The sequence below is a fragment of the Pseudomonas farsensis genome (assembly GCF_014268805.2).
GTDB classification, from domain to species: Bacteria; Pseudomonadota; Gammaproteobacteria; order Pseudomonadales; family Pseudomonadaceae; genus Aquipseudomonas; species Aquipseudomonas farsensis.
On record NZ_JABWRF020000001.1, the window covers coordinates 1,456,806 to 1,477,519 of the forward strand.

At 63.2% G+C, this 20,714-nt stretch carries 21 protein-coding genes; 12 read left to right on the plus strand and 9 right to left on the minus strand.

Going from position 1 to position 20,714, the window contains the following annotated elements:
- Positions 1–26: 26 nt before the first annotated feature.
- From ttdA to HU719_RS06600, 3 genes are all read left to right on the plus strand, one after another.
- The gene (gene ttdA / locus HU719_RS06590; protein ID WP_186517866.1) at positions 27–926 is read left to right on the plus strand and encodes a L(+)-tartrate dehydratase subunit alpha; all 900 of its coding nucleotides are present in this window, start codon (positions 27–29) and stop codon (positions 924–926) included.
- Positions 923–1,531: a L(+)-tartrate dehydratase subunit beta gene (gene ttdB / locus HU719_RS06595; protein ID WP_186517763.1), complete on the plus strand. Its 609-nt coding sequence runs from the start codon at positions 923–925 to the stop codon at positions 1,529–1,531. Before ttdA ends, ttdB begins: the two co-directional genes overlap by 4 nt.
- Positions 1,532–1,631: 100 nt before the next feature.
- The gene (locus HU719_RS06600; RefSeq protein ID WP_186534968.1) at positions 1,632–2,540 is read left to right on the plus strand and encodes a LysR family transcriptional regulator; all 909 of its coding nucleotides are present in this window, start codon (positions 1,632–1,634) and stop codon (positions 2,538–2,540) included.
- Here HU719_RS06600 and HU719_RS06605 read toward each other — a convergent pair.
- A complete protein-coding gene (locus HU719_RS06605; protein WP_186534967.1) occupies positions 2,526–3,296 on the minus strand; it encodes a substrate-binding domain-containing protein in 771 nt (256 codons plus the stop codon). The two genes, HU719_RS06600 and HU719_RS06605, sit on opposite strands and share 15 nt — an antisense overlap.
- Positions 3,297–3,335: 39 nt before the next feature.
- The gene (locus HU719_RS06610; RefSeq protein WP_186517757.1) at positions 3,336–4,640 is read right to left on the minus strand and encodes an MFS transporter; all 1,305 of its coding nucleotides are present in this window, start codon (positions 4,638–4,640) and stop codon (positions 3,336–3,338) included.
- A 242-nt stretch (positions 4,641–4,882) separates the two neighbouring features.
- Here HU719_RS06610 and HU719_RS06615 point away from each other — a divergent pair, with 242 nt between their 5' ends.
- From HU719_RS06615 to HU719_RS06630, 4 genes are all read left to right on the plus strand, one after another.
- A complete protein-coding gene (locus HU719_RS06615) occupies positions 4,883–5,395 on the plus strand; it encodes a sigma-70 family RNA polymerase sigma factor (RefSeq protein WP_186534966.1) in 513 nt (170 codons plus the stop codon).
- Positions 5,396–6,364 carry a FecR domain-containing protein gene (locus tag HU719_RS06620; RefSeq protein ID WP_186534965.1) on the plus strand — a complete coding sequence of 323 codons (969 nt, stop codon included), beginning with the start codon at positions 5,396–5,398 and terminating at the stop codon, positions 6,362–6,364.
- Positions 6,365–6,467: 103 nt separating this feature from the next.
- Positions 6,468–8,861 carry a TonB-dependent receptor gene (locus HU719_RS06625; RefSeq protein ID WP_225917117.1) on the plus strand — a complete coding sequence of 798 codons (2,394 nt, stop codon included), beginning with the start codon at positions 6,468–6,470 and terminating at the stop codon, positions 8,859–8,861.
- Positions 8,862–8,877: 16 nt separating this feature from the next.
- Entirely contained in the window at positions 8,878–9,291 is a 414-nt protein-coding gene (locus HU719_RS06630) for a DUF6508 domain-containing protein (protein ID WP_186534964.1), read from the plus strand.
- Here HU719_RS06630 and HU719_RS06635 read toward each other — a convergent pair.
- On the minus strand, positions 9,279–9,863 hold the full coding sequence (locus HU719_RS06635; protein WP_186534963.1) for a biliverdin-producing heme oxygenase: 585 nt from the start codon (positions 9,861–9,863) through the stop codon (positions 9,279–9,281). The genes HU719_RS06630 and HU719_RS06635 overlap by 13 nt on opposite strands.
- A 154-nt stretch (positions 9,864–10,017) precedes the next feature.
- Between HU719_RS06635 and HU719_RS06640 the strand changes: the two genes are divergently transcribed.
- The gene (locus HU719_RS06640) at positions 10,018–10,218 is read left to right on the plus strand and encodes a DUF1289 domain-containing protein (protein WP_186517747.1); all 201 of its coding nucleotides are present in this window, start codon (positions 10,018–10,020) and stop codon (positions 10,216–10,218) included.
- A gap of 100 nt (positions 10,219–10,318) precedes the next feature.
- Positions 10,319–10,801 carry a GNAT family N-acetyltransferase gene (locus HU719_RS06645; RefSeq protein ID WP_186517862.1) on the plus strand — a complete coding sequence of 161 codons (483 nt, stop codon included), beginning with the start codon at positions 10,319–10,321 and terminating at the stop codon, positions 10,799–10,801.
- A gap of 121 nt (positions 10,802–10,922) precedes the next feature.
- Here HU719_RS06645 and HU719_RS06650 read toward each other — a convergent pair whose 3' ends face one another.
- Positions 10,923–11,642, minus strand: a complete 720-nt coding sequence (locus HU719_RS06650; protein ID WP_186534962.1) for a TorF family putative porin — start codon at positions 11,640–11,642, stop codon at positions 10,923–10,925.
- Positions 11,643–11,783: 141 nt separating this feature from the next.
- Between HU719_RS06650 and HU719_RS06655 the strand changes: the two genes are divergently transcribed.
- Complete coding sequence (locus HU719_RS06655) at positions 11,784–12,275, plus strand: GNAT family N-acetyltransferase (RefSeq protein ID WP_186534961.1); 492 nt, start codon at positions 11,784–11,786, stop codon at positions 12,273–12,275.
- 9 nt (positions 12,276–12,284) lie between these two features.
- On the opposite strand, the gene HU719_RS06660 is transcribed toward HU719_RS06655, so the two are convergent.
- On the minus strand, positions 12,285–14,471 hold the full coding sequence (locus HU719_RS06660) for an ATP-binding protein (RefSeq protein ID WP_186534960.1): 2,187 nt from the start codon (positions 14,469–14,471) through the stop codon (positions 12,285–12,287).
- Positions 14,472–14,689: 218 nt separating this feature from the next.
- On the opposite strand from HU719_RS06660, the gene HU719_RS06665 reads away from it, so the two are divergent.
- Positions 14,690–14,890 (plus strand): hypothetical protein, encoded by a 201-nt coding sequence (locus HU719_RS06665; protein WP_189659791.1) that lies wholly within the window; start codon positions 14,690–14,692, stop codon positions 14,888–14,890.
- Between the two features lie 121 nt (positions 14,891–15,011).
- Here HU719_RS06665 and HU719_RS06670 read toward each other — a convergent pair whose 3' ends face one another.
- The gene (locus HU719_RS06670; RefSeq protein WP_186534959.1) at positions 15,012–15,929 is read right to left on the minus strand and encodes a LysR family transcriptional regulator; all 918 of its coding nucleotides are present in this window, start codon (positions 15,927–15,929) and stop codon (positions 15,012–15,014) included.
- A 100-nt stretch (positions 15,930–16,029) separates the two neighbouring features.
- Between HU719_RS06670 and HU719_RS06675 the strand changes: the two genes are divergently transcribed.
- The gene (locus tag HU719_RS06675; protein ID WP_186534958.1) at positions 16,030–16,791 is read left to right on the plus strand and encodes a sulfite exporter TauE/SafE family protein; all 762 of its coding nucleotides are present in this window, start codon (positions 16,030–16,032) and stop codon (positions 16,789–16,791) included.
- Between the two features lies 1 nt (position 16,792).
- Here the strand turns inward: HU719_RS06675 and HU719_RS06680 are convergent, their stop codons facing one another.
- The 3 genes from HU719_RS06680 to HU719_RS06690 all read right to left on the minus strand — a co-directional run bounded on the left by HU719_RS06680 (position 16,793) and on the right by HU719_RS06690 (position 20,685).
- On the minus strand, positions 16,793–18,217 hold the full coding sequence (locus HU719_RS06680; RefSeq protein WP_186517858.1) for a GGDEF domain-containing protein: 1,425 nt from the start codon (positions 18,215–18,217) through the stop codon (positions 16,793–16,795).
- Positions 18,218–18,319: 102 nt separating this feature from the next.
- A complete protein-coding gene (locus HU719_RS06685) occupies positions 18,320–20,149 on the minus strand; it encodes an SLC13 family permease (RefSeq protein ID WP_186534957.1) in 1,830 nt (609 codons plus the stop codon).
- Between the two features lie 143 nt (positions 20,150–20,292).
- Positions 20,293–20,685, minus strand: coding sequence for a glycine zipper domain-containing protein (locus HU719_RS06690; protein ID WP_186517733.1), 393 nt, complete (start codon positions 20,683–20,685; stop codon positions 20,293–20,295).
- Positions 20,686–20,714 lie beyond the last annotated feature (29 nt).

Here is a 20,714-nt window from a genome sequence, read left to right on the forward strand (position 1 = left end):
GAGGAGACAACACCGTGGATAGCACCCTGGATAAAGAAGCCGCCGTAGCAACGCTCACTGATGTACTGGCCAAGTTTACGGCTTATATCGGCAAGCGCCTGCCCAAGGACGTCAAAGAAAAAACTGCCAAGCTGCGCGCAGCTGAAACCAACCCGTTGGCGATCGCCGTATACGACTCCATGGCCGATAACCAGGAGTACGCTGACAAGCTCAACCGCCCCAGTTGCCAGGACACCGGGGTGATCCAGTACTTCATCTCGGCCGGTGCGCGTTTTCCGCTGCTCGGTGAGATGGAAGGCATCCTTGAGGACGCCACCAAGGAAGCGACCATTCAGGGCCCGCTGCGCCATAACGCCGTGGAAACTTTCATCGAGAAGAACACCGGTACCAACACCGGCTCGAAAATCCCCTGGCTGGACTGGGAGATCATCCCCGATGCCGACTACGCCATCGTCGATGTGTACATGGCCGGTGGCGGTTGCACCTTGCCGGGCTCGGCCAAGGTGCTGATGCCGGGGCAAGGCTATGAGGGGGTGACCGAGTTCGTGTTCGATGTGATTACCTCGCGCGGGGTCAATGCTTGCCCACCTTTGCTGGTCGGGGTGGGTGTCTCGACCTCGGTGGAAACCGCAGCGCGGCTGTCGAAGAAAGCCATCCTGCGCCCGGTGGACTCGGCCCACCCCAACGAAAGCGCGGCCATGATGGAGAAGCTGCTCGAAGACGGCCTCAATGAGATCGGGATCGGCCCGCAGGGCCTGACCGGCAACAGCAGCGTCATGGGTGTGAACATCGAGTCCTCGGCGCGGCACCCTTCGACCATCGGCGTAGCGGTGTCCACCGGTTGCTGGGCGCACCGACGCGGCAAGATCCGCATCAATGCCGATCTCTCCTATGACATCCTCTCCCATGAAGGTGTAGTCCTGTGAAAAAGATCATCAACACTCCAATCAGCGACGAAGACCTGGCCGACCTCAATGTGGGTGATGTGGTGTATCTCACCGGGCAGTTGGTGACCTGCCGTGACGTCGCCCACCGGCGCTTGATCGAGCTGGGGCGCGAGTTACCCGTCGACTTGCGCGGCGGGGCGATCTTCCATGCCGGGCCGATCGTGCGCAAGAAGGACGATGGCAGCTTCGAGATGGTCTCCATCGGCCCGACCACCAGCATGCGCATGGAAAAGTTCGAGAAACAGTTCATCGAGCAGACCGGCGTCAAACTGATTGTTGGCAAAGGAGGCATGGGCCCGGAAACCACCACCGGCTGCTTGGAAAACAAAGCCGTGCATGCGGTGTTTCCGGGAGGGTGTGCGGTGTTGGCGGCCACCCAGGTGGAAGAGATCGAGCGGGCCGAATGGCAAGACCTGGGCATGCCGGAAACCCTCTGGGTGAACCGGGTGCGCGAGTTCGGGCCGCTGATCATCTCGATCGATACCAAGGGGAACAACCTGTTCGAGCAGAACAAGGCCCGTTTCAATGAACGTAAAGGTGCGGTGATCGAGAAGATCAACAGCCAGGTGCGGTTTATCAAATAAAGCGTTGGGTGCGCGGCACGCCCGAGCACACTGGCCCCGCTGGCCTATTCGAAATACCATTGATGCATATTTTCGATCAAACCAGCGGAGCCACCCCCAGGTGAGCATCAACTTCGACCTCAACGACCTGCAAGCCTTCCGCGCCGTGGTCGAGCAGGGCAGCTTTCGGCGTGCCGCCGATGCCATTCGCATTACCCAGTCGGCGCTAAGCCGGCGTATCGAGAAGCTTGAGTCGGCGCTTGGCGTCAAGCTGCTGGAACGCACCACCCGAAAAGTCTCCCTGACCAACGTCGGCCGCTCGTTCCTGCCCCAGGTCGAGCGCCTGCTCGACGACCTGGACCTGGCGCTGCTCAGCGTCGGGGATGGCGGTGCACTGCGTACCGGCAGCCTGACCATCGCCTGCGTGCCGTCGGCTGCGTACTACTTCATGCCCGATGCCATTCGCAGCTTTCACAGCCAATACCCGCGCATCAAGATCCACCTGTTCGACGCCTCGGCCAACGAAGTGGCCGCTACGGTAGCCTCGGGCGAGGCCGATTTCGGCTTGAGCTTTACCGGCAACCTGGCTCCGGAAATCGAGTTCAGCCCGCTGCTCGAAGAGCGCTACGTGATGGCCTGCCGCAAGGATCACCCGCTGGCGCAGGAGGCCTGCGTGACGTGGGCGCAGGTTTACCAGCATGCCTACATCACCCTGGGTCGCTCGTCAGGCAACCGGCTTGTGCTCGACAGGGCGTTGAGTGGTGTGTCGGCGGGGCGCGAGAGCGTGTGTGAAGCGCGGCATGTGACTACCGTGCTGGGGCTGATCGAGGCAGGGTTGGGGGTGGCGGCGGTGCCGTCGATTGCGATGCCGGGGGCTGCGCATCCGGTATTGACCCAAGTGGCCTTGGTGGAACCCGAAGTGCGGCGGCAGATGGGCTTGCTCAAGCGCCGCGGGCGTACATTGACACCGGCGGCGCTGGAAATGGAGCGGTTGATTCGCGAACTGCCCGGGACCTTAGCGCGCAACTGAGTCCAGGCCGCTGGCGCGCACATCTGCCTGGGCGCCAGGGGAGGCGAGGTAGTCAAGCAGTTGCCTGGCCTCAGCCGGGTGCTCGGCGCCGACAGGGATGCCGGCAGCGAAGCGGGTCACCGATTGCAGCTCTTCGGGGATTTTTCCAACGAAGGTCACGCCCGGCACTGGCAGCAGCTCGGCCACCTGTTGCAAGCCGATCTGGTACTCACCCTTGGCAACCTGCTCTGCCACAGGCAGGCGCTCTACCATGGTGCTCTTGGGGGCCATTTGCGGCTGGATGCCAAGCTTTTTGTACAGCTCGTTTTCCACGTACACGCCGCTGGCGCTGTCGGAGTAGGCCACCGATTTGGCGGCCAGCAGCGTTTGCTTGAACTGCGCGGCGGTGGCGATGGCAGGCTTGGGCGCGCCTTGCTTGACCACCATGCCGATGCGCGAGTCGGCCAGTTCAACCCGTGAAGCCGGGTCAACCTTGCCTTGCTTGATCAGCTCATCGAGGGCGTAGCCAACCATGATGACCACGTCGGCGTGCTCGCCCCGGGCCAGGCGATTGGGGATGGCCTGGGGTGCCTTGCCCATCGAGGGGCCGAGCACGGTGGTCAAGGTGTCGCCGCTCTTGGCGGCGTATTGCGGGCCGAGGCGCTGGTAGGCGGCGGTGAAGCCGCCGGAGGTCATGACAGTCAGGTCGGCGGCCTGGGTCAGGCTGCAGCAGGCGGCAAGCGCAAGGGCCAGTACTGGCTTGAACGATACTTTCATAGGGCTACTTCCAAATCTGAGTGTAACGGGGCAGTGGCGTCATGCCTGGGCAGTAACTGGCGCACGCGTAGCCAAGTGGCGGTACATCACCAGCGTGGCGGTGCAGGCACACAGCGCTGCGAACATCATCCAGTAGGCGGGGGCGGCTTTGTCGCCGGTCTCGTGGATCAACCAGGTGGAGATCGCCGGGGTGAAGCCGCCGAAGACAGCGGTCGCCAGGCTGTAGGCCAGGGAGAAGCCAGCCACACGCACCTCGACCGGCATGATTTCGGTCAGCGCCGGGATCATCGCGCCGTTGTACAGGCCGTACAGCAGCGAGAACCACAGCAGCACTTCGAGCATGTGCGCAAAGCTTGGCGCCTGGGCCAGGAACGACAACGCAGGGTAGGCAGTGAGCAGGGTCAGCGCCGACATGGCCACCAGCAGCGTTTTACGGCCGTAACGGTCGCTCAGGGCGCCGCCGATTGGCAGCCAGATGAAGTTCGATACACCCACCAGCAGGGTCACGATCAGCGCATCGCTGGTGCTCAGTTGCAGCACGGTCTTGCCGAAGGTAGGTGCGTACACGGTGATCATGTAGAAAGCGGTGGTGGTCATGGCCACCATCAGCATGCCCAGCAGCACAATGCCGGCGTTGCTGAGCAAGGTTGCCATCACTTCTTTCATGCTTGGGCGGTGCTTGCGGGCCGTGAACTCTTCGGTTTCCTGCAGGTTACGGCGCAGGATGAAGATCATTGGGATGATCAGGCAGCCAATGGCGAACGGCACGCGCCAGCCCCAGTCGGCAATTTCGGCGGTGGAGAGCCACTGGTTCAGGGCAAAACCAAGGCCTGCGGCGACCACGATGGCGACCTGTTGGCTGGCGGACTGCCAGCTTGCGTAGAAGCCCTTGCGGCCCGGCGTGGCCATTTCAGCCAGGTAGACCGACACACCGCCAAGCTCGGCGCCGGCCGAGAAACCTTGCAGCAGGCGCCCGATCAGCACCAGTGCAGGGGCCCACAGGCCGATGGTGTTGTAACCAGGTACCAGCACGATGAGTAAAGTACCGCTGGCCATGATCGCCAGGGTGACGATCAGGCCTTTGCGCCGGCCGACGTCATCGATGTACGCCCCCAGCAGCACGGCGCCCAGTGGGCGCATCAGGAAGCCTGCGCCGAATACGGCGAAGGTCATCATCAGTGAGGCGAATTCGTTGGCGGCAGGGAAGAAGGCAGCCGCGATGTAGGTGGCGTAGAAGCCGAACAGGAAGAAGTCGAACTGTTCAAGGAAGTTACCGGACGTAACCCGGAACACCATCCCGGCTTTGGATTTGCCCTGGGGCACCGGATGTGAAGGCAGACTCATGGTGGATCTCCAGCGTTTTTTAAAATTTGTAAGTGCTTGTTACCTGGATTCTCGACCAAAGCAGGGCTGGGGATAATCGTTGTTTTTTCATCAATTGATGCGCGGATGCGATCAATCGTGGGCTGCATGGGTTGATTGCGGGATTAATAGAGGGGCAGGCGGGCGCGCATTTGCGGGTTGCGCAGTGCTCGGCTGCTCAATTAACATTGGTAACAATTCTCACTTGCAGAAAGCATCGCCCCATGAGCGAAGTGCTGCCCGTCAGCGGCAACCACGTGCGTAGCGTCGAACAACTCTATAGCGGCCACCATGGCTGGCTGTACGCCAAGTTGCGCAGGCGGCTGGGCAACGCCATGGATGCGGCGGACCTTGCCCAAGACACCTTCGCCCGCATTCTTGCCTCGAAGGTGGATGTGTTCGAGGAGCCACGCGCCTACCTTAGTTGCGTCGCTGGCGGGATTCTGGCCAATTGGTGCAAGCGTAAATCCCTTGAGCGCGCCTATCTGGCTGCCATTGTGCAACTGCCGGCCCCCGAAGCACCGTCGCCGGAAACCCGGCTGATCATTCTTGAAACGCTGCATGAACTCGACGCGATGCTCGATACCTTGCCGCCGCTGGTGCGGCGTACGTTTTTGCTGTCGCAGCTCAGTGGCATGAAGTACCAGGCCATTGCCGACCAGCTTGATGTCTCGCTGATCACCGTCAAACGCTACATGAAGCAGGCCTTTCTTCAGTGCCTGCAGTTGCTCGATTAAATGCGCCCCATTGCCCGGCAGGCGCCGGATACCCAGGCGTTGGAAGAAGCCGCTGAGTGGCTGATGTGCCTGAGCGCAGGCGAGGTCAGTGAGGCCGAGCAGGCCGGGTTGGCCAGTTGGCGCGCCAGCAGCCCCGAGCGTGAGCGTGCCTGGCAACGTGCCGAGCGCTTGCTGGGCAAGCTTGGAGGGCTGCCGCCAGAGCTTGCGCTGTCGGCCCTTGAGCGCCCGGCTGACCCCGCTCGGCGAGCGGCGATCACGCGCCTGGCACTGTTGCTGGCGCTGGCGCCTACGGGCTGGCTGGGCTGGCGTCAGTATCAGCAGCAGGGGTGGGCGGCCGATTACCGCACCACTGTTGGCGAGCGCCGGCAATTGACGCTGGCGGACGGCACACGGGTGTATCTGAATACCGACTCGGCAATCGATGTGCGTTACGACGCGGCCCAGCGCTATATCCACCTGCTGCGCGGGGAAATTCTGGTGCAGAGCGGCGCCGACAACCTGCAACGGCCACTGCGCGTGGGCACTGCCGAAGGCCGTGTGCAGGCGTTGGGTACGCGTTTCACAGTGCGCGAGCGTGAAGGGCGCACCTACCTTGCGGTGCTTGAAGGTGCTGTGCGTATCGAGCCAGGCGCCGTTGGCGAGGGTGCGTTTCAGGTGGTCCGCGCCGGTGAGCGTGCCGACTTTGATGCGCACACCGTGGGCGTGTTGCAGCCCACAGACGACAGCCTCAGCGCCTGGACCCAAGGCATGCTGCTGGCCGACCGCATGCGCCTTGACCAGGTGCTCGGCGAACTCTCGCGCTACCACCGCGGCGTTATCCGCTGCGCCCCGCAGGTTGCCGGCGTGCGGGTGTCCGGTGCGTTCCCGGTTGCTGATCGCCAGCAGACGCTGGGCATGCTGGCGGCCACCTACGGGCTGAGCGTGGAGCAGCACATGGGCGGTTATTGGACGCTGGTTTCCGCGCGCTGAGGGTGGCGGCGAAAATAAATGGCGTCAGGGCTGATACTTTTTTCGGGCTCGGCTGGCAACAGGTGTGAAAACCCCTTATTCCGGCTTAAAGGACCCTTCAGTCATGCCTGTTGCAAGACGTCGCACCGCCTTGGTGCTCAGCATTGCCCTGGTGGCAGGTGGCACCAGCCCGTTGCTGCTGGCCCAGCCTCTGGACACCGTAGCTGTGCGCAACTACACCATCGCCCCCGGCCCGCTCGGCCACGCGCTGGCAAGCTTTGCCGTAGCTTCAGGCGTTGCCCTGTCGTTCGACCCGGCGCTGACCGATGGCCTGCACAGCCCTGGCCTTGACGGCGCTTATTCGCCAGCCAGCGGCATGCAGCAACTGCTCATGGGCAGCGGGCTGCAACTGGTCGAGCGCAGCGATGGCAGCTACCAATTGATGCGACCGCAAGTGGGAGATGGCATTACCCTGGACGCCACCAACATCGAGGCCAGCACGCAGCGACAGGACAGCCTGCCCGCTGAGTTCGCCGGCGGCCAGGTGGCGCGGGGCGGGCGCCTGGGCATGCTCGGCAACAAGGATGTGATGGACACCCCGTTCAGTGTCACCAGCTACACCGCCAAGACCCTCGCCGACCTGCAGACCGTGACTGTGGCCGACGCCCTGGAACGTGACCCATCGGTGCGCTCAACCGGGCAGACCGGCGGCATCGTCGACTCGTTCTTCATTCGCGGCTTCCCGGTGGGCGAGGGCAACCTTGGCGAGCTGGCTTTCGATGGTGTGTACGGGGTGGCGCCGAACTATCGGGTATTCACCGAATATGCCGAGCGCGTCGAAGTGCTCAAGGGGCCGGGCGCGCTGATGTACGGCATCTCGCCCAACAGCGGCGTGGGCGGGGTGATCAATATCGTGCCCAAGCGCCCGTTGGCCGAGGACCTGACCCGCCTGACCGCCAGCTACAGCTCTGCCAGCCAGACCGGCGGACACGTTGATATCAGCCGCCGCTTCGGTGAAGACCGCCAGTGGGGCGTGCGTTTCAATGGCAGCCTTGCCCAGGGCGACACCGCCATCGACGAGCAGAAGCGTGAGCTGGACATCGGCGCCATCGCTTTGGACTACCAAGGCGAACGCCTGCGCCTGAACCTTGATTTCATCAGCCAGAAGGAGCACTGGGATGGCGCTTCACGGCCATTCGCCGTTGCCCCTGGCTTCGGCGTGCCTGATGCCCCCAACGGGCGCACCAACCTGCCACAGAGCTGGGGCTGGTCGCGTACCCGCGAGCAGTCGGCGCTGCTGGGCGGCGAATACGATGTGAGCGATTCGCTGACGGTGTTCGCCCATGCCGGCGGCGGGCGCGCAGACGTGGCACGGTTGTCCGACCAGGTGCCCAGAATCCTCGATGCGGCGGGTAATACCAGCAACAAGCCGGGCTATTACAAGTTCAACGTTGACCGCTCCACGGTGGACGTTGGCCTGCGCAGCTTGTTCGAGACGGGGCCGGTAAACCATACGGTTACAGCCATGGCTACGCGGTATCAGGATGAGCTGTCACGCGGCATTACCACCGGCACGGACGTGCTGTCGAATATCTACCATCCGGTTGACACGCCGCAGCAGTACCTGAGTGCACCAAAAGTGCTGCGGGTTTCAGAATCGGAGCTTTCCGGTGTCGCGCTCACCGATACGCTGTCTGTGCTGGATGACCGCGCGCAACTGACCCTGGGCCTGCGCCGCCAGCAAATCGAATCGCGCAACTATGGCGCCACGCCCGCCACATCCACCCGCTACAAGGACAGTGCCATCACCCCGGTTGTCGGTGTCGTGGTCAAACCCTGGGATAACGTCTCGCTTTACTACAACTATGTCGAAGGCCTGAGCAAAGGTGATATCGCGCCGGCTACGGCCGACAATGGCGGCCTGTCCTTCGCCCCCTATGAGACCCGCCAGCACGAGCTGGGGGTGAAGTTCGAGCGCGACACCTTCATGACCACCCTGGCGCTGTTCCAGATCGAGAAACCCAGTGGTGAGGTGGGGGCGGACAACCTGTTCTCGGTGCAAGCCAAGCAGCGCAACCGTGGTGTCGAACTGAGCATGTTCGGCGAAGTGACGCCTGGTGTGAGGTTGATGGGCGGAGTGACTGCGCTTGACGGCACCTTGACCGATTCGGCCAAGGCCGCCAACAAGGGCAACAAACCGGTGGGTGTGCCGCAGGCCCAGGCCAATCTGTGGGGTGAGTGGGACACACCATGGTTGAACGGTTTCACCCTGACGGGCGGGGCGATATACACTGCCCGGCAGTACGTCGACCAGGCCAATACGCAGTCGCTCGATGCCTGGACGCGCTTCGATGTGGGGGCGCGCTACGCGACGCGTATCGAAGGCCGCCCAACTACCTTCCGGGCCACGGTGCAGAACGTGCTGGACCATGAGTACTGGTCGGGGGTGGCTTCGTACGGGGCGATCTCGCCAGGTTATCCGCGGTCGTTGCAATTGTCGGCAACGGTCGATTTCTAAGGGGAGCGGGGCGCGAATGACCAAGCTGTTCAACAGTTCGGCGCAGGCCGATGCGGCATGGCCGGGGCCGGCAGAGGTGGACGAGTTGCTTGGCTATCTGCCCCTGTTGTACCCAGGCGGCGTCGCTATCAAGGCCAGCGAGGTGCGCGGCGATAATCCGTGGCCGCTCTATGTGCCGTTGGTGCAGGCATTCTTTGCCGTACTCGACCGCCCGTGCTGGACCGATGTCAACTACAGCATCCAGGCCGGCAATGCCCTGCGCGACGACCCTCAGGCCATTGCCCACATGGACCTGGCGCAGCTACGCGGGCTGCTGACCTATTGCAAGCGTGGAGAACGTTTTTGCGATGGCCACTGGGCCGCGATGATTGAGCAAGGGCAGGTGCTGGCGATACTGCGCCGCCTGGCGCAATTGCATCAGAAGTTCTGAGCGAGTGCCTGGCGGTAAAAATCAAAAGCGTCCCGAGCGCCCTGGATGGCGGCTTGGTTCTGCCTGTCGTCCAGAGCCAGCCCGTCCAGCAGCGCGACGAAATGGCGCCAGTGCAAGGCTCGGCCCTCGGGGTGTGCAGCCAGGTGGCGGGCGCCGTGGGTCTCGCTCAGGCCAATCAGCTGGCTTTGCTTGAACAGAAACGCGGCCCCCAGGTTCGAGCCTTCGCTGCAGTACAACCAGCCGATGGCGTGCCAGGCATCGGCTGGCGCCACAGGCGCAGGCTTGGCCGGTACTTCAAGGCCGAGGTCTGCCAGGTCGGCGCATACAGCCTGATAGCGGGGCAAGTCGCGCAGGCCCGGCAGCAGCAGGTTCAGTGGCGTCTGCTGGTACAGGGCGTCGATGGCGCCATGGAAGGCGTGCTGCACACGCAGAAAGCAGCCGTAGCGCTGAAGGCTTGCGAACGGGCGCGCGGCCATGACCAGGTTGTCGACGCTGTCGTGGTCACTGCTGGAACCGGCCTTCAGGCGCTTGCTCAGAGGCAGTTCAACGGTGGGTTGCGCAATGGCATTCATCGGGGGTTCCGGGTGGTTTCGGGTTGCAAGCGCCAGCGAACAAGGCACTGTGAGTGCACAGTCAGGTAACGGCCATCTGCATGTGGAGTTTAGGGGAAGGCTGAAAGTTTGCGCTTGGCCTGCGGTATGATGCCCGCCCTCGACAGGAACGACCATGGCCAAAGACATCGAAAACCCCTGCGTGTCGCTATGCCAGCTCAACAGCGAGCTGTGCGTGAGCTGCGGCCGCACCCGTGAGGAAATCCGCAAATGGCGCGGCATGAAGCGCCCCGAAAAAATGGCCACCGTGCAGCGCGCGGCCGCGCGGGTGAAGGCTTTGCTGAAAAAAAGCGCCAAGCGCGGGTGTGGTGCCTGATCTGACGCTGTCGCGGGGTTCTCAGCCAGGCATCTCTATCGCGGCGGGTGTTCCCGGATCGAACCATTCAATGGACATTCCTCCCTCAGAAGGATTTTTTATGAGTCTACATATTCGACCTGCCACCGCCAGCGATTCAAAACTGATTTTGCGTTTCATCACCGAGCTTGCTCGGTACGAAAATGCTGAGCATGAGGTAACGGCTGACGTAGCGGATATCGAACGCGACCTAAGCAATGAGGCCTCCCCGGCAAAGGCCCTGATATGCATGCAGGGTGAGGAGCCGGTGGGCTTCGCACTGTACTTTCTGAGCTATTCCACGTGGATAGGACGCCAATGCATGTATCTAGAGGATCTGTATGTCTCTAACCAGCACAGGGGCTTGGGGGCAGGCAAAGCGCTGCTGAAGCATCTGGCCAGCTTGGCCGTGGAAAAAGGCTGTGGGCGTCTGGAGTGGAGCGTCCTGGACTGGAATACGCCTGCCATAAAGTTCTACGAGTTAATCGGTGCAAAAGCGCAACCGGAATGGATTCGCTACCGGTTGGCCGGGGAGGAATTGGAACAACTGGCAAGCAGCCTTTGAGAGATTGCCAATGTGACTGCAGATACAGTCCAGGCAGAGCCGCGCTGCATTGTTGATGCCGTTCGCCTTGGGGCTTGCAGTAGTAGTGGGTGTCTATCGGTACGGATCCTGAGAACTACCCTCAGAAAAAGCTCCGCTGCGCCTTGAGCGTCAGCATGCCCTCGCAATAGGTATTGATGCCGGAATATGCCGCACAGCCGCCGCCTTGCAAGTCAGAGCTGCTGTAGATCAAATCCAGGTCAATGCCCTGCCAAGGCCGTGACAACTGCAAGGTCCAGTCGTTGAATGTGTCTACCTGGCTACCATCGCCGATGGTGTAGGGCGTGCCGAGCTGGTGATGGGCAAGCTTGACGGTCAGGTCGAGCCCCAGCAGCGGCAACCGCCCAAGGTTGGCAAACAAAGTACCGGTGCGGTTGTCCGGGTTGTCGCGCCAGGCCCCACCAAAACGGCTGCCCAGCACCGAAACCCCGCCATACAGGGCGTAGCTGTCGTTGCCCGCCAGAGTCGGCTGGCTGTAATGAATCAACCCGGCCTCAAGGCCCAGGCTGTCGTGAAAGCGCCGCTTGTAGCCCATGTAGCTGTCCAGGCGCAGCGTCGAGGCAGGCGACAACCCCATGCTCGGGGCGTATTGGCCCACGTACCAGCCACTGGCGTGACTGACATCCAGGCCACCATGGAAGGCGCCCGTGGCGCTCGGCGAAATCAGCCCTTGGGCCATGCTGCGCGAGGAACTGGTGCCGAGTTTGAGATCGTAATCGCCCAACTGGCGTTGCATCTGTTGAGCCTGCGGCGCAGTACTCATTGTCAAGGCTGCCGTCAGCAGCAAAAGGGGCCTGACCATGGGCGCCATCCTGCAAAATCTGCTTAGGGGCCATAAAGGATAACGGCATGGCCTGCCGCTGAAAACCTTGCGCGGCCAGCACCCGCCGCCAATGCACGCTACCATGGCAGCCCAATCCACTTTGATTGCCCAGGAACTTACGTGACTACCGCGCTTTTTCGCTCACCCACCCTGCAAGACGCCGAACGCTGCTACGCCATTGAAATTGGCGCCTACGAAGGCGACGAAGCTGCCACGCTTGAAAAGATCCGCACGCGTATTGCGCAGTACCCCGAGGGTTTTCTGCTGCTTGAGGCGCAGGGCGGTATCGTTGGGTTCATCAACAGCGGCTGTGCCTTCGAGGTGGTGATGTCCGATGAAGCGTTCAAGGAGCTGGTCGGCCATGACCCGCAGGCGCCCAACGTGGTGATCATGTCGGTGGTGGTGGATACCGAGCATCAGGGCAAGGGTTATGCCAGGCAACTGATGGAGGAATTCATCCAGCGCATGCGCGCGCTGCACAAACAGACCATCCACCTGATGTGCAAAGAGCAGCATGTGGAGCTGTACCGCAAGATGGGCTACCAGTACGTGCGCCCGTCGCCGTCTGAACACGGCGGCATGGCCTGGCACGAGATGGTCATGGCCCTCTGAGTGCAGGCTTTAGCCGGGCTTGTTGTCCAATACCTTGCTGAGCACCTCGCACACCTGTTCAGCCGAGTACGGCTTGGCGAGGAACTCGAAGCCTTGGTGGCCGCCCTCGGCTATCGCCTCGCTGTAGCCGGAGGTCAGGATCACTGGCAACTGCGGGTGGCTGCGGCGCAGCTCGCGGCCCAGGGCCAGGCCGCCGATACCTGGCATCAGCACATCTGAAAACACAGCGTCGAAGCCTTCGTGGGCATTGATGATCTGCTCAAGTGCATCCTCGGCGCTGGTTGCCCAACTGATTTGGTAGCCGTGGTCGCGCAGGATCTGCGCGGTGAAGCTGCCGACATCGACATTGTCTTCCACTACCAGGATCCGCCGCCGCTGGCCGTGGTGCGCAGGCGAGAGGGGCTCGCTATCGGGCTCGCTGCCACCACTACCAACCTGCGGCAGGTACAGGGTGAAGGTGGTGCCTTGGCCTTCGGTGCTGATGACCTGAACGTCGCCGCCGGACTGCTTGGCAAAACCGAATACCTGGGAAAGACCGAGCCCGGTACCTTGGCCCGCCGCTTTGGTGGTGAAAAACGGGTCGAAGATGCGTTCGAGCAAGTGCGCTGGAATACCTGCGCCGCCGTCGATGACCGAAATGGCGGCGAATGGCCCGGGTTGCGCGGGCACGCCTGGTGGCTGGGGCATGCGCTGGTTGGCTTGCAGACGCAGGCGCAAGGTACCTTCGCCGGCCATCGCGTCACGGCCGTTGATCATGAGGTTGATCACCGCTGTTTCCAGCTGGCCAAGGTCTGCCAGCACGTGGCATGGCTCGCTGGGCAGTTCGAGCAGCACCTGGATCTGCGCACCGGTTACGCTGTCGAGCATCTCGGCCATCGCTTGCAGCCGCGGGCCTGCTTCGAACACCTGCGGCGTGAGGGCCTGGCGGCGGGCGAACGCCAGCAACTGGCCAGTGAGTTTGGCACCTCGGTCGACGGTGTCGGACATGGTCTTGAGGTACCGCTTGCGCCGTGTTTCGTCCAGGTCCGGGCGCTGCAGAAAGTGCAGCGACGAGCGAATGATAGTCAGCAGGTTGTTGAAGTCGTGGGCCACCCCCCCGGTCAACTGGCCGATCGCCTCAAGCTTCTGGGTCTGGCGCAGCACGGCTTCGGTGTGCTGCAACTGGCCAGTACGTTCTTCGACGCGCTGTTCTAGGGTGGCGTTGAGCGCTTCGAGCGCCGACAGGGTTTCGCGCACTTCGGCGTGAGCCTGTACCCGCTGGATGTGCGCCCAGCAGCGTTCGGTGACTTCGCTGATCAGGGTCTGCTCGTAGCGGGTCCAGGTACGCGGGGCCTTGTCGTGGATCGCCATCAGCGCGGTCAGGCGCCCGTCCTTGATCAGTGGCATGCAAATGGTGGCGGTGATGCCGATTGCCTGGAAGGTGGCCGACTCACGGGGCGGTAGCTGGGTGAGGTTGTTGTCGATCACCAGTGGCAACCCTGCGCGCAGGCGGCTGACCGCCAGGCGGCCGAAGTCGGCCAGGCGGTATTGGCCCAGCAGGCGCGGCGAGCCGGGCGCGACCCAGTCGCCACAGATAGTAAAGCCGTCCTGGTCGACGTCCATCACCGCGTAGCCGCAACTGGACAATTGCAGGTGCTCCCCCAGCAGTTGCGTAGTGGTGGCCATGATCCGTTCGGGGTCGGTGGCATTGGCGGCGGCGCGCCCAAGGCTGTCGAGAAAATTCAGGCGGCGGTTGGCGACTACGCTTGCGGTGGTTTCAGTCACTGTATCGAGCATGCCCACCACGCGGCCGTCATGGTCACGGATAGGGCTGTAGCAGAACGTGAAATAAGCGCGTTCCGGCGCACCGTTGCGCGCGATCAGCAGCGGGAAGTCTTCGATGAACACCGCTTCGCCGCCAAAGGCGCGCAGGACCATGTGTTCGATGTCGTCCCAGGCCTCCAGCCAGACATCGCTGAATGGCCGGCCGAGGGCAGGTGGCTTGTCGCCGAGAATCTGCGCGAAGGCGTCGTTGTGCAAGGTGAGCATTTGCTCACCCCACAGGATCGCCTGGGGAAAACGCGAGGCCAGGCACAGGGCGACAGTGGTCTTGAGCACATCGGGCCAGGTGTCCAGCGCGCCTAGTGGGGTATTGGCCCAGTCGTGGGTGCGGATGCGCTCGGCCATGAGCCCGCCGCCTTGTAGCCATTTCGCCATGGTCGATGTGCCGGTCCTTTTTGCTGAGGGGTGAAGCGTGCGCCATGGCGCTGCCGATGGCGAGCAATTTGTGGGGAATACCCCGGTTGTGGCCTAGTGCTATTACTGGTGGACGGGCGGTCACGGTAAACCGTTCTAAACCCCGAAGGGCTCGTGTACTCTCCCGCCCCCGTTAACCAGGCTCCGGGTATACGGGCCAATCACCTGGGTTGGAGTCGATGAGCACTGTGGAATGCAACGAAGGCAATGCTGCAATGTTGGAGTGGCGCAATCGCTTCTTGAGTGAGGGCGTGCTGCAAGAGGATGACTACGATCAGGCATTACGCAACGCCGAGGCGTTGGAGCACGCCGGTGTCATCAGCACCCGTGAATGGGTCGAATTGGTCAGGCTGGCCAACGCTGCGTTGTTGCGCCTGTAAAAATTCCTGCAAGCGCTGCTGAAACTGTCCACAAAAATCGTGGGTAGGTCTGTGGATAAAACGCTACAGGCCAGGCTTCACGGGGCCTCTGTTGGATTGAGCAGAAAATGAACACGGTTGCTCAGGGCTTTTTCGACTGCTGTGGCCGGGCCGCACGGACCGCTTGCAGCAGCTCTCGCACCCGGGCAGGGACCTCGCCCGTCGGGTACACCGCATGCATTTGTGGGTCCTGGCCGCTGCTGGAGGTGAGGTGGTAGTCCGGGCACACCCGCACCAGCCGCCCGGCCTGCACTTCTGGCTCTGCCAGCCAGTCTGCCAGGCGGGCGATGCCGGCTCCCGCCAGGGTACTGTGCAGCACGGCAACACCGGAGCCCAGGCGTAGCCGCGGTTGTGGTCGGAAGCTGCTGATGCTGCCCTCACGGCAGAAGTGCCAGGCTTTGAGGATGCGCGGTGCGGTGTGCAGGATCAGCGCGTGCCCCTGCAGCGCATCGATACCCTCGGGCGTCCCCTCGCGCGCCAGGTACTCGGGGCTGGCGTAAAGGTGGCGGCGGTAACCCCAAAGCGGGTAGCCGATCAGTTCGCTGGACTGCGCAAACGCGCCGCGTATCACGAAATCAAAGCGCCCCTGTAGCGGGTCCAGGGCCTCGTCGCTGTATTGCACATCGACTGTCACCTGGCGGTGCTTGGCGCAAAACCCGCTGAGTACCTGTGGCAACACCCGACAAGCCAGCGTTTCAGGCGCCGCGATGCGGATCCAGCCTTGCGCGGTGCCCGTCAGCGCCGCCAATTCGTCGGCGGCATCACGTTGCACATCCAGCAACCGTTCGGCATGAGGTAACAACCGTTCACCGGCTTCGGTCAGCGTCACGGCACTGGCGCTGCGGTTGAACAGCTTGGTCCCGGTGTGGTCTTCAAGCGCCTGTATTGCGCGGGTCACCGCACTGGGTGAGCGGCCTAGTGCGCGGGCGGCGGTGACGAAGCTGCGCTTGTGCGCCACGCTGACGAAGGCATCCATCTCTCGTAACATATCCAAGGCCATACCCACTCCAGATTGCAGTTTTTGCAATGTGGCATTTCAACATAAAGCGGGGCCTTTGATTAGTCTTGCCGGCAGTACTGCTCAACCTGGACCTCGCCCCATGATGGATATAGCCCTGCTTTCGCTGTTCGCCTTCGCCGCTGGCCTGATTGACGCTGCCGTTGGCGGTGGCGGGCTGATCCAGATCCCTGCGCTGTTCAACGTGCTACCCAGCGCACAGCCTGCGGCCCTGCTTGGCAGCAACAAGCTGGCGTCGGTGTGCGGCACGGCGTTTGCGGCGCGCTCGTTCATCCGCAAGGTCAAGCTCGATTGGGGGCTGATCGTGCCGGCGATGCTCAGCGCGTTCGTCATGTCTTTTTTGGGCGCGGCCACTGTGTCGCTGGTGCCTGCCGGGCTGATGCGCCCGCTGGTGCTGGTGATGATCGTGCTGATGGCGGTGTACACCTTCTGCAAGAAAGACTTCGGTACCTTGCACACCCCGCGTGTGGTTGGCCGGCGCGAGCAGTGCCTGGCGGTGCTGATCGGCGGCGCTATCGGCTTTTACGATGGGTTGTTCGGGCCGGGCACCGGCAGTTTCCTGATCTTTCTGTTCATCCGCTTTTTCGCCCTGGATTTCCTTCACGCCTCGGCCTCGGCAAAGCTGGTCAACATCGCCACCAACCTGGCCGCACTGGTGTTCTTCATTCCTTCGGGCAACGTGCTTTGGGCGATAGCCTTGCCCATGGCGGTGTTCAATATTCTCGGGGCGCTTACCGGCACCTGGCTTGCGGTACGCAAAGGCGCGGGGTTCGTCCGCGGGCTGTTCCTGGTGCTGCTGTGCGTACTGATTGCCAAGCTGACCTGGGACTTGCTGGCCAGTTGAGTCAGCCGCGCTGGCGCAGCCCTTCGGCGTGTTCGATGCGGTTGCGCCCTTGCGCCTTGGCCCGATACAGCGCTTGGTCTGCCTGAGCCAGCAGTACATCCAGCGGCGGTGATTGGGTGGCGTCTGTGCAGCCGGCCAGGCCAATGCTGACCGTAATCGTCAGTTGCAGCTCGGCCTGGCTGACCCGCAGGTCCTGCACGGCGCGGCGCACGCGTTCGGCGCTGAACTGGGCAAGCTCCGGGGCAAGGCCTGGCACGATGATGGCAAATTCCTCGCCACCCAGCCGGGCGAACAGCTCGCCCTCGTGCAACTGTTCTTGCAGGGTGAGCGCAAACTGCTGCAGCACCTGGTCGCCCACCGCGTGGCCGTGCTGGTCGTTGATGTGCTTGAAATGGTCAATGTCGAGCATCATCAGGGTCAACGGCGCGTGCGGAGTGTGCAGCACGCGGCTATCGAGCAGCGCATTCGCCCGCCGGGTAAAGGCGCTGCGGGTGAGGGCGCCGGTCAGGTGGTCGATGGTCGCCTGATGCTCAAGGCGCGCCATCAGGCCCCGATTGGCGTGGCTCACGCAGGCAACCACCAACGGGCCGAGCACCAGCATGGCGATACCCAGGCGCGCCGACATCAGCGTGGTCACCCCAGGTTCGCTCTGCGGCACAATGAAATGCACCAGGTTCTGCGCCACCGCCACGATCAACGTGCTGCCGGCGATCAGGGTCAGTACCGAGACAAAAAACGGCGAATAGATCAGCGCACACCACAGCAGCGCCGCAATCGGGAAGGCGATGGCGCCAGGCCCGCCGAAGCCGATGCTCAGCGCCAGTGACAGCAGCAGTACCAACAGCGGCGCCAGGCGAATCGGCTGGGCATTACTGCGGCCCAGCGCTCGTGGGGAGGGCGCGGTGAGCAGCAGCGGCAACACCAGCACGCTGGTGGAGAACTGCTCGCTGAACCAGGCAAGCCAGGTTGCCCGCACCGATTGCTCGAACCAGGGGGCGGCCACGACGCACGCCAGGCTTGCCGCGACCATCGCCCCCGCGCCGCAGGCGGCGAACAGGCACAGGGTGCCATGGGGTGTACGCAGCCGGCGGTGGATGCGCGGCAGGCGTGACATCAGGTACCAGATACTGACGATTGCGCCGAGGTTGCACAGGTTGAACCACAGCGCCGGCTTCCAACTGCTGCCACAGGCAAAGTCCGCTGCCACCATGCCCAGGTACACCAGCGCGAAGCCGCCTGTGCTGGCATGGCGCGGGTTGCGCAGCAGTACCCCGGCCAGCACGGCATTGACCGGCCAGAACAGCGACAGCGATTCGATTGGCCGAGCCAGAATCCCAGCCAAGGTAAGGCCGAAGGTCAGACCGAACAGGGTGAGCAGTGGCAACAGGCGCGAGGGAACGGGAAACACCATGGGGTCGACCGGCAGGCTAGAACGAAAATCCCGGAAAACAGCCGCAGGCACTTGGGACGATGTCGCGCCAGTGTGTTTCATGTCTGTAATTGATGTCAAATCGCCGCAGGGCGCTTGTCAGAGCCCGAACACCCACGGCACCATCACCACGGTAACCACCATCACCAGCAGCGTGAATGGCACGCCGACTTTGACGAAATCTGCAAAGCGGTACTGGCCAGGCCCCAGCACCAAGGTATTGACCGGGGATGACACCGGCGTCATGAACGCCGCCGAGGCGGCCAGGGCCACGGTCATGGCGAACGGGTAGGGCGACAGCCCGAGCTGCTGCGCGGTGCTGATTGCCACCGGCGCCATCAACACGGCAGTGGCGGTATTGGAAATGAACAGGCCAATCACGGCGGTCAGGGCGAACAGGCACGCCAGCATCGCGCTCGGGCCAGCGCCCCCGAGCAGCTCGACCAGCCCGCTGACCACCAGGTCGATACCGCCGGTCTTCTGCAGCGCCAGGGCAAACGGCAGCATACCGACGATCAACACCAGGCTTGGCCAGTGAATGGCGCGATAGGCGCTGTTCATGTCGATGCACCGCCCGGCGCCCATCAGCAGGCAGCCGATCAGCGCCGCGACCACGTTGGGCACCACGCCGCTGACCATCAGCCCGACCATCACCGCCAGGCTAAGCAGCGCATAAGGGGCGCGGGCGCGTGCTGGCGCGACCTGGTCGATTTCGGCTGGCAGGCTCAGTACCAGGAAGTCCCGCGGTTTGGATTGCAGCAGGCGTACCGCCTTCCACGGCCCGACCACCAGCAAGGTGTCGCCCAGGCGCAGCTTTTCTTCGACCAGTTGCTCCTCGATGGCCTCCTGGTCGCGGCGCAGGCCGACCACGTTAAGGTCGTAACGGCTGCGAAAGGCCAGCTCCAGGATGCTCTTGCCGATCAGTTGCGAGCCCGGCGGCAGGGACACTTCGGCCATGCCCAGCTCTTGGGACTGGTCGATGAAATACGCAGCCTTGAAGTGCAAGGGCTCAAGTTGCATGGCCTGGCACAGGCTGCGCAGGTCGTCGCGGTTGGCGAACAGGTCGAGCAGCAGAATATCGCCCTGTTGCAGCACCGTGCCGGAATCGGCGGTGATCACCCGGGTGGTGAACTTGTGCTGACGCTCGATGCCGACCACGTTGGCGCCATGGCGGGTGCGCAGTTCCAGCTCACCCAGGGTGTGGCCGATCAGCGGGGAATGCGGGCGGATGCGCAGGCGCCGTTCACGGCCGTTGAGCTTGTAGTCGAGCACAAGGTCCAGCAGCGTGCGCCGGGTTTCGGCGCGGCCGTCCTTGCGCACTTCGCCGTTGAGCCAGTGGCGGGTCAGCAGCATGTAGCCGATGCCGAGCACCAGCACCACCAGGCCGAACGGGGTAAAGCTGAAAAAGGTAAAGCCGCTTTCGCCGTGGCGCACCAACTCGCTGTGCACCACGACGTTGGGCGGTGTCGCCACCAGGCTGAGCATGCCGCTGATCAGGCCGGCGAAGCTCAGGGGCATCATCAGCCGGCTGGGCGACAGTTTCATGCGCGCGGCAATGCTCAGCACCACCGGGATGAAAATCGCCACCACGCCGGTCGAACTCATCACCGAACCGAGCCCGGCCACCGAAACCATCAGCAACACAATGAGGCGCGCTTCGCTGTTGCCGGCCCGCTCGCTCATCCAGTCGCCGATGCGCAGGGCAATGCCGGTGCGTACCAAGCCTTCGCCGATCACGAACAAGGCGGCAATCAGTACTACGTTGGGGTCGCTGAAGCCGGCCAGGGCCTGCTCTACGCTGAGGATGCCGGACAACGGCAGGGCGAGGATCACCAGCAAGGCGACCACGTCCATGCGTGGGCGGTTGATGATGAACAGGACGATGACGACGGCCAGCAGGCCAAGGACCCAGAGCAACTCATGGTTCATGGGGAGGGGGTGTTCCTTCACACAGGGGCACGAACGGCAGTTGCACCAGTGTGGCAGCTTGCGCGACAAACGTCGTTGACGTGCTGCAATGTTTTTGTGCGCCAAGCGACCGCGGGCAAGCCCCGCAGTCGTGGCGTGACTTGTCAGTGGCGGTGGCGACGCTTGTGTTTCTTGCTCTTGCCGCTGTCGCCCATGTGGTTGCCGATTGCGCCACCGGCCGCACCGCCCAGGCCTGCGCCGATGGTCGAGCCGTTGCTGCCGCCCAGCTTGCCGCCCAGCAGCGAGCCGCCTGCCGAACCCAGCCCGCCGCCGAGGGCCGCTTCGGTGCGGTTGCCCTTGCGCGCGCCCACGGCGCTGCCGGCTGCACCACCCAGACCCGCGCCGATGGCAGCACCGGTGCTGCCGCCGATCTGCTGGCCGACCACGTTGCCCAGGGCGCCGCCGAGGCCGCCGCCAATTGCTGCAGTGCCGTCACCGGCAAAGGCACCCTGGCACAGCAGCAGGCCGAGGGCGAGGGAGGGCAGAGTCAGACGCATGTTGTGAAACCTCAAGTCAGGGAAGGTGC

Excerpts from the sequence above, each read along its gene's own strand:
- HU719_RS06665 (WP_189659791.1), top strand. The coding sequence starts at position 14,690 with ATGAGCACTGTGGAATGCAACGAAGGCAATGCTGCAATGTTGGAGTGG.
- HU719_RS06605 (WP_186534967.1), bottom strand. The coding sequence starts at position 3,296 with ATGAAAGTATCGTTCAAGCCAGTACTGGCCCTTGCGCTTGCCGCCTGC.
- HU719_RS06635 (WP_186534963.1), bottom strand. The coding sequence starts at position 9,863 with ATGAATGCCATTGCGCAACCCACCGTTGAACTGCCTCTGAGCAAGCGC.
- HU719_RS06690 (WP_186517733.1), bottom strand. The coding sequence starts at position 20,685 with ATGCGTCTGACTCTGCCCTCCCTCGCCCTCGGCCTGCTGCTGTGCCAG.
- HU719_RS06615 (WP_186534966.1), top strand. The coding sequence starts at position 4,883 with ATGAGCGAAGTGCTGCCCGTCAGCGGCAACCACGTGCGTAGCGTCGAA.
- HU719_RS06675 (WP_186534958.1), top strand. The coding sequence starts at position 16,030 with ATGATGGATATAGCCCTGCTTTCGCTGTTCGCCTTCGCCGCTGGCCTG.
- HU719_RS06610 (WP_186517757.1), bottom strand. The coding sequence starts at position 4,640 with ATGAGTCTGCCTTCACATCCGGTGCCCCAGGGCAAATCCAAAGCCGGG.
- HU719_RS06620 (WP_186534965.1), top strand. The coding sequence starts at position 5,396 with ATGCGCCCCATTGCCCGGCAGGCGCCGGATACCCAGGCGTTGGAAGAA.
- HU719_RS06650 (WP_186534962.1), bottom strand. The coding sequence starts at position 11,642 with ATGGTCAGGCCCCTTTTGCTGCTGACGGCAGCCTTGACAATGAGTACT.
- HU719_RS06685 (WP_186534957.1), bottom strand. The coding sequence starts at position 20,149 with ATGAACCATGAGTTGCTCTGGGTCCTTGGCCTGCTGGCCGTCGTCATC.
- HU719_RS06670 (WP_186534959.1), bottom strand. The coding sequence starts at position 15,929 with ATGGCCTTGGATATGTTACGAGAGATGGATGCCTTCGTCAGCGTGGCG.
- HU719_RS06640 (WP_186517747.1), top strand. The coding sequence starts at position 10,018 with ATGGCCAAAGACATCGAAAACCCCTGCGTGTCGCTATGCCAGCTCAAC.
- HU719_RS06625 (WP_225917117.1), top strand. The coding sequence starts at position 6,468 with ATGCCTGTTGCAAGACGTCGCACCGCCTTGGTGCTCAGCATTGCCCTG.
- HU719_RS06630 (WP_186534964.1), top strand. The coding sequence starts at position 8,878 with ATGACCAAGCTGTTCAACAGTTCGGCGCAGGCCGATGCGGCATGGCCG.
- HU719_RS06660 (WP_186534960.1), bottom strand. The coding sequence starts at position 14,471 with ATGGCGAAATGGCTACAAGGCGGCGGGCTCATGGCCGAGCGCATCCGC.
- HU719_RS06645 (WP_186517862.1), top strand. The coding sequence starts at position 10,319 with ATGAGTCTACATATTCGACCTGCCACCGCCAGCGATTCAAAACTGATT.